14 protein-coding genes are annotated in these 12848 nt (G+C 62.0%); 10 read left to right on the top strand and 4 right to left on the bottom strand.

What is annotated here, in order from left to right:
* The first annotated feature begins 62 nt into the window (after window positions 1-62).
* Window positions 63-1307, top strand: a complete 1245-nt coding sequence (locus CEC48_RS05490) for an OprO/OprP family phosphate-selective porin (protein WP_088422826.1) — start codon at window positions 63-65, stop codon at window positions 1305-1307.
* Between the two features lie 33 nt (window positions 1308-1340).
* Window positions 1341-2246, top strand: coding sequence for a ParB/Srx family N-terminal domain-containing protein (locus tag CEC48_RS05485; protein ID WP_088422825.1), 906 nt, complete (start codon window positions 1341-1343; stop codon window positions 2244-2246).
* Between the two features lie 50 nt (window positions 2247-2296).
* Here the strand turns inward: CEC48_RS05485 and CEC48_RS05480 are convergent, their stop codons facing one another.
* Complete coding sequence (locus tag CEC48_RS05480) at window positions 2297-2983, bottom strand: spermidine synthase (RefSeq protein WP_088422824.1); 687 nt, start codon at window positions 2981-2983, stop codon at window positions 2297-2299.
* Window positions 2984-3061: 78 nt separating this feature from the next.
* On the opposite strand from CEC48_RS05480, the gene CEC48_RS05475 reads away from it, so the two are divergent.
* Window positions 3062-3349, top strand: coding sequence for a hypothetical protein (locus CEC48_RS05475; RefSeq protein WP_088422823.1), 288 nt, complete (start codon window positions 3062-3064; stop codon window positions 3347-3349).
* Here CEC48_RS05475 and CEC48_RS05470 read toward each other — a convergent pair.
* On the bottom strand, window positions 3346-3819 hold the full coding sequence (locus tag CEC48_RS05470; RefSeq protein WP_017479182.1) for a cyclic nucleotide-binding domain-containing protein: 474 nt from the start codon (window positions 3817-3819) through the stop codon (window positions 3346-3348). The two genes, CEC48_RS05475 and CEC48_RS05470, sit on opposite strands and share 4 nt — an antisense overlap.
* Before the next feature lie 84 nt (window positions 3820-3903).
* The gene (locus CEC48_RS05465; RefSeq protein WP_088422822.1) at window positions 3904-5958 is read right to left on the bottom strand and encodes a S9 family peptidase; all 2055 of its coding nucleotides are present in this window, start codon (window positions 5956-5958) and stop codon (window positions 3904-3906) included.
* 21 nt (window positions 5959-5979) lie between these two features.
* Here CEC48_RS05465 and CEC48_RS05460 point away from each other — a divergent pair, with 21 nt between their 5' ends.
* Genes CEC48_RS05460 through CEC48_RS05450 form a run of 3 tightly spaced genes read left to right on the top strand, consistent with a single transcriptional unit; the run spans window position 5980 to window position 7885 of the window.
* Window positions 5980-6525: an MFS transporter gene (locus CEC48_RS05460; protein WP_088422821.1), complete on the top strand. Its 546-nt coding sequence runs from the start codon at window positions 5980-5982 to the stop codon at window positions 6523-6525.
* A gap of 29 nt (window positions 6526-6554) precedes the next feature.
* The gene (locus CEC48_RS05455; RefSeq protein ID WP_088422820.1) at window positions 6555-7331 is read left to right on the top strand and encodes a class II glutamine amidotransferase; all 777 of its coding nucleotides are present in this window, start codon (window positions 6555-6557) and stop codon (window positions 7329-7331) included.
* An 11-nt stretch (window positions 7332-7342) separates the two neighbouring features.
* The gene (locus CEC48_RS05450; protein WP_003210684.1) at window positions 7343-7885 is read left to right on the top strand and encodes a DUF2937 family protein; all 543 of its coding nucleotides are present in this window, start codon (window positions 7343-7345) and stop codon (window positions 7883-7885) included.
* Window positions 7886-7975: 90 nt separating this feature from the next.
* Here CEC48_RS05450 and CEC48_RS05445 read toward each other — a convergent pair whose 3' ends face one another.
* Complete coding sequence (locus CEC48_RS05445) at window positions 7976-8884, bottom strand: LysR family transcriptional regulator (RefSeq protein WP_088422819.1); 909 nt, start codon at window positions 8882-8884, stop codon at window positions 7976-7978.
* A gap of 141 nt (window positions 8885-9025) precedes the next feature.
* Here CEC48_RS05445 and CEC48_RS05440 point away from each other — a divergent pair, with 141 nt between their 5' ends.
* The 4 genes from CEC48_RS05440 to CEC48_RS05425 all read left to right on the top strand — a co-directional run bounded on the left by CEC48_RS05440 (window position 9026) and on the right by CEC48_RS05425 (window position 12747).
* Window positions 9026-10312, top strand: coding sequence for an MFS transporter (locus CEC48_RS05440; protein WP_088422818.1), 1287 nt, complete (start codon window positions 9026-9028; stop codon window positions 10310-10312).
* Between the two features lie 70 nt (window positions 10313-10382).
* Complete coding sequence (locus CEC48_RS05435) at window positions 10383-11126, top strand: 5-oxoprolinase subunit PxpA (RefSeq protein ID WP_088422817.1); 744 nt, start codon at window positions 10383-10385, stop codon at window positions 11124-11126.
* Complete coding sequence (pxpB, locus tag CEC48_RS05430; RefSeq protein WP_088422816.1) at window positions 11123-11827, top strand: 5-oxoprolinase subunit PxpB; 705 nt, start codon at window positions 11123-11125, stop codon at window positions 11825-11827. The genes CEC48_RS05435 and pxpB overlap by 4 nt, the downstream gene beginning before the upstream one ends.
* On the top strand, window positions 11824-12747 hold the full coding sequence (locus tag CEC48_RS05425; protein WP_088422815.1) for a biotin-dependent carboxyltransferase family protein: 924 nt from the start codon (window positions 11824-11826) through the stop codon (window positions 12745-12747). Before pxpB ends, CEC48_RS05425 begins: the two co-directional genes overlap by 4 nt.
* The last annotated feature ends 101 nt before the right edge of the window (window positions 12748-12848 follow it).

The following is a 12848-nucleotide window of genomic DNA, read 5'->3' as shown; positions in this document are numbered from 1 at the left end:
GCCGCCCCTCACATCTAACGGGCCCGACCATGCAGTCGGAGCCTGATCAAAGGGAGGTTGAAATGTCGATATTTCCTACACGTCTCACGCTGGGCGCCGCTGCGCTGCTCGGTGCCGTCCAGGTGTTTGCCGGAACCGTCACTACCGACGGCGCCGACCTGGTGATCAAGACCAAGGGCGGCTTGGAGGTGGCGACCACGGATGATCAGTTCGCTTTCCAGATTGGCGGCCGCTTGCAGGCAGACTTCGATACCTTCGACGGGCTGTACACCGAAAACGGCAACCGTGCCGACGCTGCCTATTTTCGCCGCAGCCGCCTGGAAATGTCCGGCAAGGCCTATGGCGTCTGGGGCTACAACTTTGCCCTGGAGTTTAGCAGCACCGATACGCCGATCAAGGAAGCTTCCATCAGCTACCTGGGGCTGGACCCGGTGACGTTCAAGGTGGGGCGTTTCGACCCGGACTTCAGCCTTGAGGGCGCTACCAGTTCCAAGTGGACCACCGCTATCGAGCGCAGTGTGCTCAACGACCTCGCGCCTTGGGTCAGTGATCGAGACGAAGGTTTGGGCGCCCAGGTGTCGGGAGTGACGGGCATGTTCTACGGCTCGGCGAGCGTCCTGCGTCCGGCGTCCAACAAGGACGCCGATGGCAAGGGCGCCAACAACTACAACCTGCGTCTGGTGTTTGCGCCTCTGGCGCGGCCGGGGCATGTCCTGCATTTTGGCGTGAGCTACGCCTACAACGACGCTGAGAGTTTCGACGGAAGAATTCGCACTCGCCTGGGTGTTCGGGGCGTGTCGGAGACGGCCCACAACGGCAACCGCCCGGAGCTGGCGCCCAAGACTAACGGCGCCTTTGATGGCGATTCTGCGGCCAGCCTGGAATTTGCCTACGCCGCCGGACCATTCTCCCTGCAAGGCGAGTATCTGCGGCGGCAGTTGGTGGCCAAGTCTGGCGTCAGCCACCAGGATCGTGATGCCTCCGGCTACTACGGCCAGTTGGCGTACACCCTGACGGGCGAGGCGCGGGGCTATAAGCTCGACGGTGGCAAATTCGACCGGATCAAACCACAGGATAAACAGCTCGGTGCCTGGGAAGTCTTCTATCGTTATGACCACCTCAACGTCCAGGAACACGATTTGCTGGATAACGCCGCCAAGGTGCACACCCTGGGGGTGAACTGGTACGCCAACGACGCGGTGAAGATCTCGGCCAACTACGTGAAGGCCACGTCGAACGGCTTCAGCAACGCCGTCGGCGATCAGGATGGTGATGCGCTGGCGCTGCGCGCGCAGTACGTGTTTTGAAGGATTGTCTCCATTGGTTAAGGATTGAAACTCATGCGTTGGTTATTAACCTTTCTGTTGTGTGCGTTCACCGTTCAAGCCCAGGCGTTCTCTACGCCCAAGCCGGGGCAGGTGGTTGATGTGGCGTTGGAGCAACTCCATCCGACCCAGGCGGTCATCGGTTTTGATCAGATCCATTACAAGCTGGGGGTGTTCGCCGAATCACCCAAGAAGGTGTTCGACGAGTACTGTGAAACCAACGGCCAGGGCGGAGCCGACAAGGTGCCCAAGGGCGCCAACCTGCATAAGCCCGACAGTTTCACCTGCAAGGAACCGGTGGGCACTCATCCAGCGGACATGAAAACCGTGGTGGTCGGTCCCGCAGGCCAGTTGTACCTCACCGACGGCCACCACAGTTTCAGCACCTTGTGGGAACAGCCGGGCGCGGGGCCGCAGTTGAAGATGTGGGTGCGGGTAACAGACGACTTCAGTGATAGCCCGGACATGGCTGCGTTCTGGAAGCGCATGGAGCAAGGCCACAAGGTCTGGCTCAAGGACAACCGCGGCCAAGCCATCACACCTGCGCAACTTCCCGCGCACCTGGGCTTCAAGAGCCTGAGTGACGATACCTTTCGCAGCCTGGTGTACTTTGCCCGCAAGGCGTCCTACGGCAAGCCGAATTCGGGCGCCGTCGCGCCGGAGTTCCTGGAGTTTTATTGGGGCAACTGGCTGCGGCCGTTGATTGACCTGAGCGCGTTCGACCTGAGCAAGCAGGGCGGGTATCAGGATGCGATCGAAGCGGTCGCCAAGCGCATGGTCAGCCTGGCGCCCGACGCGCCGGTGGGCGACAGCGGTTTCAGCGCCCGGCAACTTGGCGGTTTCACCACGCTTAATCGCAAGGAGCTGAACACTACGTTCGAAAAGAAAGTGCCCTACGTTATCGACAGTAGAAGCAAGTAGTTGACGCTTGGACAGAGGTGGCTTTGTGGCGCCTCTGTCAGGCGACTGTTTCAGCCCTTGAGCTTCTCGGCAATCCAGATGGTGTGGCGTGTGCCTTTGTTGCCATGGGCAAACACCTGCACTTCCTCGGCCTTGAAGCCGGCCTTGCGCAGTTTGTCGCTGAACTGCTTGTCGGCGCTGGCCGACCACACCGCCAGCACGCCCTTGGGCCGCAGGGCCTTGGCGCAGGCGCTGAGGCCGCCGGCGGAATACAGCCAGCTGTTGGCTTTTTGCGTCAGGCCTTCGGGGCCGTTGTCGACGTCCAGCATGATCGCGTCAAACCCCTGGGGCTCGGCCTGCAGCACCTTGGCCACGTCTTCCATGCGGATCACGGTGCGCGGGTCCAGCAGCGGGCGGCCGGACTTTTCGCCCAGCGGCCCACGGTTCCACTCCACCACGCCGGGCACCAGCTCGGCGACCACCACTTCGGCGGTCTTGCCCAAAGCTTTAAGCGCTGCCGCCAGGGTAAAGCCCATGCCCAGGCCGCCAATCAACACCCTGGAACCGGGCCGACCGGCAACTTTGCGGCACGGAATTTCCGCCAGGGCATCCTCGGAGCCGTGCATGCGCGTGTTCATCAACTGGCCACCGTCACCACCCTGAATCTTGATGACGAAATCTTCACCGTATTCGAACAGGCACAAGGCACCGCCGTTATCGGGGATCGGAGTGGTGTCCAGCAGAACGAAACGTTTCATGGAAATCTCATTGGGAAGGGCATTCTTGCGCGGTTGGGAGTAGCCTTACGACATTAAGGTCAGGCCATGGAGCCATCGATGAAGTGCAGCATTCTAACGGTCATTGTGTGGAGCGCGCTCACCCTTAGCGGTGTGGCCCAGGCTCAGGAGTCGCAAACCGTGCCGATCACCCCCGCGCCCACTGCGGGTTCGCCGGGCACTGCAACGCCCACACCTTACCCGCAAGTCACTCCACCGGCGACGCCAAAGGCTGCCGGCAGCGGTGAGCCATTGTTGGCGCCTATCGTGTTGCCTACGCCGCCGAAGGACCAGACGATCCCGGGTTTGCAGCAGAACGACATCAAGCCCAAGACCCCAGGCGGTTAAAACTGCTGGGACAGCAATTGCCCGTCCGCCATGCGCAGGCGCCTGGACAGGGCGATAGCGATTGCACGGATGATCTTGGCAGCGATTTTCGGCGCATCGTTGAGCATTTTTTCCAGGGAATCCTTACCCAGGTTCAACAGCACGCAATCACTGGCCGCCACACAGCTGGCGGAACGGCGCTCGCCATCCAGCACGGCCATCTCGCCAAAGGCACGCCCACTGCGCAAGGTGGCGATGGTCAGCCGCTGGCCTTCATGGTTGGTTTTCTGCACCGCCACCTGGCCTGAGTGGATGATGCACATGAACGTGCCGGCGTCGCCCTCGAGGAAAATCACCTCGTCACGGGCGATACTGCTGATGTTGAAATAGCCCGCCGCCACATGGAAGTCTTCCGGCAGCAACGGGTCGAACAGGCCGCAATCCATCAGCATGTCGCGTATTTCGTTATTGAGTAAGGTCGGTTCTGGCATGAGGCTTACAGTCTTTGTCCATAAATCGTGCAGGGCGCGCGCCCGGCGGTCAGGTGTTCAGACCCGCCCGCCAGGCGGAGTTCCTTAAATCAGCCCCAGTGCCTTGAAAACAAATCCATATTCGAGTGCTACGTCACGTAATCCCTGGTAACGACCACTCATGCCGCCGTGGCCCGCGCCCAGTTCGGTCTTGAGCAGCAGCAGGTTGTCGTCCGTCTTGGTGTCACGCAGCTTGGCCACCCACTTGGCCGCTTCCCAATATTGCACGCGGCTGTCGTTGTAGCCGGCGATCACCAGCGTGGCCGGGTAGGCCTGGGCGCTGACGTTTTCGTACGGCGCGTAGGCCTTGATCCGCTCATACACCTCGGGCTCCTCAGGGTTGCCCCATTCGTCGTACTCGGTGATGGTCAGCGGCAACTCCGGGTCGAGCATGGTGTTGAGCACATCGACGAACGGCACTTCGGCAATCGCCGCCTGGAACAGCTCCGGGCGTTGATTGAGCACCGCGCCGATCAACAGGCCGCCGGCGCTGCCGCCGCTGATGGCCAGTTGTTTAGAGGTGGTCAGGCCCTGGGCGATCAGGTGTTCGGCGCAGGCGATAAAGTCGCTGAAGGTGTTTTGCTTGTGCTCTTGCTTGCCGGCGCGGTACCAGGCTTCGCCCAGTTCGCCGCCGCCGCGTACGTGCGCAATGGCAAAGGCCACGCCACGGTCCAGCAAACTCAGGCGCGCGTGGGAGAACCACGGGTCGAGGCTTTGGCCATAGGCGCCGTAGCCGTACAGGTACAGAGGCACAGGTTTGCCCAACTGGTCGCGCCGGACTACAAGGCTGATCGGCACCTGAGTGCCATCGGCCGAGGTCGCCCATAACCGCTGGCTGACGTAGTCGTCGGCGTTGAATACGCCCAGCACCGGGGTTTCCTTGAGCACGTGTTGCGCGCCGCTGGCCAGTTCCAACTGACGGACCTGGGCCGGGCGGTTCAGCGCTTCATAGCGCAGGCGGATCTTGTCGCTGACAAATTCCAGGCTGTTTTGCACGTAGAGGCTGTAGGCCGCGTCGGGTAATTCCACCCGATAAGCGGCTTGGCCTTGTGGGTGCACTTCGATGATCGGCAGGCCGCCGATCCGCAAACTCAGGGTCATGGCCTGGGCATTGAGGCTCACGCCATCGAGCATTACCGCGTCGTTGTGGGGGATCAGGTTCTGCCAGTCGTCCTGGGTCGGCACGCTGCCGGTGTCGGCGGCCTGGAACAGGGCGAAGTTGATGCCGTCGCGGTTGCTGCGGATAAACCAGGCCCACTGGTCGTCCAGCTTGCCGTGGTCGACGTCATATTCATGGCCTTCGACCCGTGGCGCCATGCAGGTAAAGGCCTGCTGCGGCTGCTCGGCGTCCAGGGCCCAGATCTCGCTGGTGGTCTTGCTGCCCAGGGCCAGCAGCAACTGGCGCTCGGAGCTTGAGCGGTAGCAGTGCAGGAAGAAACGGCCATCGGGCTCGTGGAATACCTCTTCGGCGGCCGTGCCATCCAGGCGATAACGGTACAGCTTGTGCGGGCGGTGGGTGTCGTCCAGCTCGCTGAAGAACAGGGTCAGGCTGTCGTTGGCCCAGGTCATGCTGCCGTCGCAGTCTTCGAACTCCAGTTCGCTGACCTTGCCGGTGGCCAATTCCTTCACGTAAAGGGTGTAAATCTCTTCGCCGCTGGTGTCCAGGCTGTAGGCCAGGCGCTGGTGGTCGGGGCTGATGCTGAAGGCGCCGAGGGAGAAAAAGCCGCCATTGGCCAGTGCATTCGGGTCCAGCAGCAGCTCTTCAGCGTTTTCGTCGACCTGCTGGCTGTCATCCGCCGGGCGCGGGCAGCGATAGTGGCGGGCGTATTCATCGCCAGCGGTGGTGCGGGTGTAATACAGGTACGGGCCCCAAGGCGAGGGCAGGGACAGGTCGGTTTCGAGGATGCGGCCCTTGATCTCCTCGAACAGGGTTTCGCGCAGTGCCTGCTGGTCGGACAATTCTGTTTCTTGCCAGGCATTTTCCGCCTTGAGGTAATCGAGCACTTCGGCGCTGTCGCGCTCTTGCAGCCAGGCGTACGGGTCGGTGCCTGGGGCCTTGCGGGCGATCGGGGCGGCAGTGATGTGGGTCGATGGGGGCATGGATCACTCTCTGTCTGGCGGTTGGCCGACGGCGTTGCAGCCTCGGCACTGAAAAGCCGTTATCATAGCGGCCTGTTTGCCTACCTTGCCATGGACACCATGACCGAGAACGACTATCTGATCGCTTGGGGCCTCTACGCCTTCGCAGCCCTGGGTTGCCTGTTGGTGTGGTTTGCCATGACCCGCTGGATGTGGCGCTGGCTGCGCGAGCCGCTGCGGTTGTTGATGGCGGTGCTGCTGTTCAGCCCGACCATTGTCGACCCGGTGAAGACCCAGTTCGCCCCGGCCGTGGCCATCACCGCCCTGGACCTGGTGCTCAAGGTCGGCAACAACGCCTGGCGGGCGATCTCCGATTTGTTCATGTATTCCATGATCGCGTTCGGCGTATACCTGGTGTTTGCACTGATCCGCTGGCCTATCGAGCGTGCCGCCAAGGCCCGCCGCGAGCAGAAGGCCGCCGCTGCGGCAGCCGCTGCCGCCGAGCCGGAGGAGGACGAACCCTTCGCCGATGAGCGTTACGGTCGTCCTGCCCCTGTCAGCGGTATGCGGGTCGAACCGCGCCTTTAACGTTGTACGCCCTGTATCGAGAAGCTGGCATGTGTGAATTATTGGGCATGAGTGCCAACGTACCGACCGATATCGTATTCAGCTTTACCGGGCTGATGCAGCGCGGCGGACGTACCGGCCCCCACCGCGACGGTTGGGGTATCGCCTTCTACGAGGGGCGCGGCCTGCGGTTGTTCCAGGACCCGGCGGCCAGCAGCGAATCGGAAGTCGCGCTGCTGGTGCAGCGTTATCCCATCAAGAGTGAAGTGGTGATTGGCCATATCCGCCAGGCCAACGTCGGCAAGGTGTGCCTGTCCAATACCCATCCGTTCGTCCGAGAACTGTGGGGCCGCAACTGGTGCTTCGCGCATAACGGCCAGTTGGCGGATTTCAACCCCCGCGCCACGTTCTACCGCCCGGTCGGTGATACCGACAGCGAAGCGGCATTCTGCGATTTGCTCAACCGTGTACGTGAAGCCTTCCCGGAACCGGTAGACATCGAACAGATGCTGCCGGACCTGATCGCCGCGTGCAGCGAATACCGCAGCAAAGGTGTGTTCAACTGCCTGCTGAGTGACGGCGACTGGCTGTTCTGTTATTGCTCGACCAAACTGGCACAGATCACCCGGCGCGCGCCGTTTGGCCCAGCGCGCTTGAAAGATGTCGACGTGATCGTCGATTTTCAAGCCGAAACCACGCCAAATGACGTGGTGACAGTGATTGCCACCGAACCCCTGACCGAAAACGAGACCTGGACCCGCTACGAACCGGGCCAGTGGAGCCTGTGGCGACGCGGCGAATGCGTATCCCAAGGTACAACCGAGTAAGGACGTCGAATATGTTGCTCAGCTATTTGCGACTGGTGTTGTTTGCCGTTGGCTTGTTGGTCGGTGTGCAGGTGCCGGGGTTTATCAGCGACTACGCCAAGCGTGTCGAAGCCCATTTGATTGAGGCCCAGACTGGCTTGCGCGGCTTCGATGCCACGGCGCAGCAGTTCTTCAACGGTGATTTGCAGGCGCTGGTGGCCCATTACCGCGCCAGTGACGACCCGGTGTTTCGCAGTGATGCCAACAGCCTGGGCACTTTGCTCGACCGTCAGGTGGCGCTGGATAAACAATTCCAGGCGATGCAAGGCCCGTGGTACATCCGCGCGCTGCAAGTGGCCGTGGCCGCCGACCCGGCGATTCGCCAGGAAACCTGGAACGGCTACAGCTACATGCTGTTGCTGACCCCAGAGGCCATGGGCTGGGGCTTGGGCGGTGCGATGCTGTTGTCGTTTGGCATCGAATGCCTGTTCCGCCTGATCGACTGGGTGGTGTTGGGCGGCAAGCGCCTGCGCCAGAGCCGGCCGATCGAAGAGCGTGATTTGAAAGGGCTGTAGGAGCGAGCTTGCTCGCGAAGCACTCACAGGCCCCGCGTGTATCCAGGATGCACGCGTTATCGTTAACGTTCATCGCGAGCAAGCTTGCTCCTACAGCACCATAAATTCTTCGCCAACTTTTTGTGCGTACTGCGCCACTACCGTCTGGCACAGCGCCACAACTTCCTCCACCAACTCCACCCCGACCCGCCACGACACCACCACCTGCAAGTTCGGCGGGCGTTGCTCCATGGCCAGCAGGGTCATCTCGCCCCGCGCCAACTCTTCCCTGACCAGCACCGGCGGCAAGGCGCCAATCCCGAACCCGTCGCGCAGCAAGCGGGTAATCGCCGACACCGAATTCACGCAGTTCATCCTGGGCGCGGCCACGCCGTTGGCTTGCATCAGGCTGAGCACGTCCTGGTGCGGGCAGGAGTTTTTCGAGTAGGTGATGATGCGCTCCTGGGCCAGTTCGGCGAGGGAGGCGTAGTCGCGGTTGTGGATCGAGTCGCTGGCGACGATCCAGCCCATGGGGTGGCTGCCCAGTTCCAGGCTGCGCAGGGTTTCCTGGCGCAGCAGGTCGGTTTGCAGGATCAGGTCAAGAAAGCCTTTTTGCAGTTGATCGATGAGGTTGAACGAGGTGTCGGCCACCAGTTCGATCTCCACCCGCGCAAAACGCTCCATCAATTCGGTCACCAGCGGGCTGAGCCAGGTATGGATCACCGTGTCCATCACTCCGATGCGGATCCGCCCGACCTTGCTGCTGGTGGTTTCCAGGGACTGCTTCAGCCCCTGCATGGTGGCCATCATCTGCTCGGCGTAATCGAGCACCTTCACGCCTTCCGGGGTCAGGCTTACGCCACGGGAATCGCGCAGGAACAGCTTCACCCCCAGTTCACTCTCCAGCACCGCAATGCGGCTGGAAATCGACGCCTGGGTGGTGAAGAGTTTTTCGGCGGTGAGCCGAAAGCTCTTGAGCTTGGCCACCCAGACGAAGGTTTCAAGGAACTTCAAATTCATGGGATCAACTTTTTCTTATGCATTGGGGCGGTTTTTATTAGTTGGACGCAGCAGGGGGCGCACGCCAAAAATCGGCTCGTCTCACGATAAGCGTCGTAGGGGCCCAGAACAATACCAATAATATTCACGTGGAGATCCGCCATGAGTGCGCCCGATACCCTGGAGGTGGCCAAGCCCGAACGCCGCGCCGGACCTTTTGATTGGTACCGCAATATCAACAAGCAGGAGCGTCGCACCTTCTGGAGCTGCAAGATCGGTTACGGCCTGGACGGCATGGACACCCAGATGCTCAGCTTTGTGGTCCCGACGCTGATTGCGATGTGGGGCATTACCACCGGCCAGGCAGGCTTGATCCACACCAGCACCCTGATCGCTTCGGCGCTGGGCGGCTGGATCGCCGGCATCCTGTCGGACCGCATTGGCCGTGTGCTCACCCTGCAACTGACGGTGCTGTGGTTCGCGGTTTTTACCTTCCTCTGCGGCCTGGCGCAAAGCTACGAGCAGTTGCTGGTCGCCCGCACGTTGATGGGCTTTGGTTTTGGCGGCGAATGGACCGCCGGCGCAGTGCTGATGGGCGAGGTGATTCGCGCCAAGGACCGCGGCAAGGCGGTGGGCATGGTGCAGTCCGGCTGGGCGCTGGGCTGGGGCATCACGGCGATTCTCTATGCGCTGCTGTTTTCCTGGTTGCCACCGGAAGACGCCTGGCGCGCGCTGTTTATGTTGGGCCTGTTGCCGGCGATCTTCGTGATTTTTGTGCGGCGCTTGGTCAAGGACCCGGAGATTTATCGGCAGACCAAAGCCAAGGAAGCGCCAAGCAACCCGGCGAAGTTCTACGAGATTTTCGCCCCCGGCATGCTCAGCACCACGATTCGCGCTTCACTGCTGACCACCGGCGCGTTGGGCGGGTACTACGCCATCACGTCCTGGCTGCCGACATTCCTGAAAAACGAACGCGGTTTAAGCGTCCTCGGCACCGGCGGTTATCTGGCGATGGTGATCGTGGGTTCCTACATCGGTTACGTGATCAGTGCCTACTTGACGGACCTGCTCGGGCGCAAAAAGAACTTTATCTTGTTCGCCGTGGGCTCGTTCATCATCGTCGTGCTCTACACCCAACTGCATGTCAGCAACGCAGTCATGTTGTGGCTGGGCTTCCCGCTGGGGTTCTTTGCCTCGGGGATTTTCAGCGGCATGGGCGCGTTTCTCACCGAACTGTTTCCCACGCGGATTCGCGGTTCTGGCCAGGGCTTTTGCTACAACATTGGCCGGGCACTCGCGGCGTTTTTCCCGCTGCTGATTGGCCTGCTGAGCCAGGAGGTGCCGCTGAGCATGGGCATTGGCGCATTTGCGGCGGTGTCCTACGGCGTGGTGATCCTCGCGGCCCTGAGCCTGCCGGAAACCCGTGGCAAGCAACTCGAAGCGCAGTAACGTGAACGTTGCGGGATCTTGAAGAAAGGTCCCACACTAGAAAAATATAAAGACTACAGGAGCCCTCACCGTGAGCCGCCTGCTATTGAACTGCGACATCGGCGAAAGCTTTGGCAACTGGACCTTGGGTCTGGACGCCGAGGTCATGCCGTTCATTGATTGCGCCAACGTTGCCTGCGGCTTCCACGCCGGCGACCCAAGCATCATGCGCAAGACCGTCAGCCTGGCCTTCGAGCATGGCGTGCAAGTGGGCGCGCACCCGGCGTACCAGGACCTGCAGGGTTTCGGCCGCCGCTCCATGGCCTACACCCCGCAGGAAATCCAGGACCTGTTGCACTACCAGGTCGGCGCCCTCGACGGCATTTGCCGGGCTCAGGGCGGGCGGGTCAGCTACGTCAAACCCCACGGTGCGATGTACAACGACATGATGGCCAAGCCGGCGCAATTGCGTGCGGTCATCCAGGCCGTGGCGGCCTACGACGCCAGCTTGCCGCTGATGCTGATGGCCACCCGCGACAACAGCGCCGCCCAGGCCCTGGGTGACGAATATGGCGTGACCCTGTGGTTCGAAGCCTTCGCCGACCGCGCCTACGACAGCGCGGGCCATCTGGTCTCTCGCCAGTTGCCGGGCGCCGTGCACCACGATCCGGAAAAGATCATCCAGCAAGCCCTGACCATCGCCCGTGGTGAACACCTGGTCGCCAGCGACGGCAGCCCATTGCATCTGCAAGCCAATACCTTGTGTGTGCACGGCGATAACGCCAGCTCGGTGGCCGCCGTGCAGCGCATCCGCGAGGCGTTGACGCCAGCATGAAGCCACGGATTGAAGTGGTGGCCATCGACTGCCTGATGGTGCGCCTGTTTGAGGTGATCGCCGAAGACAACATGCCCTGGATGCTCGCCGCCACCCGGCGGTTGCGCGAAGGGTTTGGCCCGGCGTTGGTGGATCTGGTGCCGTCGTACACCACCCTGATGGTGCATTACGACCTGCTGGCACTGGCCCCGGCCCAGGCACGGGCGCTGATCGCTCAAGCGCTTAAAGAATTGCAGCCAGAGCCCAAGGGCAGCGGGCAATGCCATGTGTTGCCGGTTTGGTATGACCTGAGTGTCGGCCCTGAGCTTGCGTTACTCGCGCAGCGCAGTGGGCTGGCGGTGGAGGAGGTGATTCGCCGCCACAGCCAGCATGAGTACCAGGTATTCGCCTTGGGCTTCGCCCCGGGCTTTGCCTTTATGGGCCTGGTGGACGAACTGCTCGCAACGCCTCGGCTGAACACGCCACGCAAGCGGGTGGCGGCGGGCAGCGTGGGGATTGCCGAGCGGCAGACGGCGGCCTATCCGGTGGTATCGCCGGGCGGCTGGAACCTGATCGGTCGCACGCCGGCCAAGTTGTTTGACCGCGAGCGCGAGGGCTACAGCCTGATGCAGCCGGGTGACACCGTGCGTTACGAAGCGATCAGCCATAGCGAATTCATCAACCTGGGCGGCGATGACACGCCGTTGGAGGCACAGGCATGAGCCGCTTGTTGATCGAGGCCAGCACCCCGCTGTGCCTGTTGCAGGACGCCGGACGTTTTGGCGTGAGGCATTTGGGCGTGACCCAAGGCGGCGCGCTGGATTGGGTGTCGATGTCGTGGGCCAATTGGTTGCTGGGCAATGCCCTGGATGCGCCGGTGGTGGAGATTACCTTGGGCGGCTTTACGGTGCAGGCTGAAGACTATTGCCTGCTGGCGTTGGCCGGGGCGGACTTGGGCGCTTATGTCGATGAGCGCGCCATCACTCCGGGGCGCAGTTTTATTCTGCAAAAAGGCCAACGGTTGCGTTTTACCCAGCCTTTCAGCGGCGCGCGGGCCTACCTGGCGGCGCCGGGCGGGTTTGATGCGCCGCAGGTGCTGGGCAGTTGCGCCACGGTCGGGCGGGAGGAACTGGGCGGGCTGGATGGCTTAGGCCGGGCGCTGGCTGAAGGTGCGCAATTGGCGTACTCAGGCGTGGGCGGTGCGATGCGGGAGTTGTCCGCCGAGCAGTTGCCGAAACTGGATTCGAAGGCGCCATTGGAGGTGATCCTCGGGGCGCAGATCGGCCAGTTCGGCGGGCAGAGTCTGTTCGATGTGTTCAACAGCGAATGGACCCTCGACAGCCGTGCCGACCGCATGGGCATGCGCTTGCTGGGCACGCCGTTGCAGTATCAGGGGCCGTCGCTGATCTCGGAAGGTATCCCGCTGGGCGCGATCCAGGTGCCGCCGGATGGGCAACCGATTGTGTTGCTCAATGACCGGCAGACCATTGGCGGCTATCCGCGATTGGGTGCGTTGACGCCGTTGGCGCTGGCGCGGCTGGCGCAGTGTTTGCCGGGGGAGAAGGTGAGGTTGGCGCCGGTGGTGCAGGAGACGGCGCATCGCCAGCAGGTGGAGTATTTGCAGCGCCTTGCCAGAAACTAAAGACCGCCGCAGGACAAAATGTGGGAGCGGGCTTGCTCGCGAAAGCGTAGTGTCAGCCACCAAATATAGTGGCTGATACACCGCCTTCGCGAGCAAGCCCG

Source organism: Pseudomonas sp. K2I15 (assembly GCF_002204795.1).
Classification (GTDB): Bacteria; Pseudomonadota; Gammaproteobacteria; order Pseudomonadales; family Pseudomonadaceae; genus Aquipseudomonas.
This window is presented reverse-complemented; position numbering and strand designations above follow the sequence as displayed.

Bases quoted from the DNA above. Each gene is read 5' to 3' on its own strand.
- CEC48_RS05490 (WP_088422826.1), top strand. From the start codon at position 63: ATGTCGATATTTCCTACACGTCTCACGCTGGGCGCCGCTGCGCTGCTC.
- CEC48_RS05425 (WP_088422815.1), top strand. From the start codon at position 11,824: ATGAGCCGCTTGTTGATCGAGGCCAGCACCCCGCTGTGCCTGTTGCAG.
- pxpB (WP_088422816.1), top strand. From the start codon at position 11,123: ATGAAGCCACGGATTGAAGTGGTGGCCATCGACTGCCTGATGGTGCGC.
- CEC48_RS05440 (WP_088422818.1), top strand. From the start codon at position 9,026: ATGAGTGCGCCCGATACCCTGGAGGTGGCCAAGCCCGAACGCCGCGCC.
- CEC48_RS05465 (WP_088422822.1), bottom strand. From the start codon at position 5,958: ATGCCCCCATCGACCCACATCACTGCCGCCCCGATCGCCCGCAAGGCC.
- CEC48_RS05480 (WP_088422824.1), bottom strand. From the start codon at position 2,983: ATGAAACGTTTCGTTCTGCTGGACACCACTCCGATCCCCGATAACGGC.
- CEC48_RS05455 (WP_088422820.1), top strand. From the start codon at position 6,555: ATGTGTGAATTATTGGGCATGAGTGCCAACGTACCGACCGATATCGTA.
- CEC48_RS05485 (WP_088422825.1), top strand. From the start codon at position 1,341: ATGCGTTGGTTATTAACCTTTCTGTTGTGTGCGTTCACCGTTCAAGCC.
- CEC48_RS05450 (WP_003210684.1), top strand. From the start codon at position 7,343: ATGTTGCTCAGCTATTTGCGACTGGTGTTGTTTGCCGTTGGCTTGTTG.
- CEC48_RS05475 (WP_088422823.1), top strand. From the start codon at position 3,062: ATGAAGTGCAGCATTCTAACGGTCATTGTGTGGAGCGCGCTCACCCTT.
- CEC48_RS05445 (WP_088422819.1), bottom strand. From the start codon at position 8,884: ATGAATTTGAAGTTCCTTGAAACCTTCGTCTGGGTGGCCAAGCTCAAG.
- CEC48_RS05470 (WP_017479182.1), bottom strand. From the start codon at position 3,819: ATGCCAGAACCGACCTTACTCAATAACGAAATACGCGACATGCTGATG.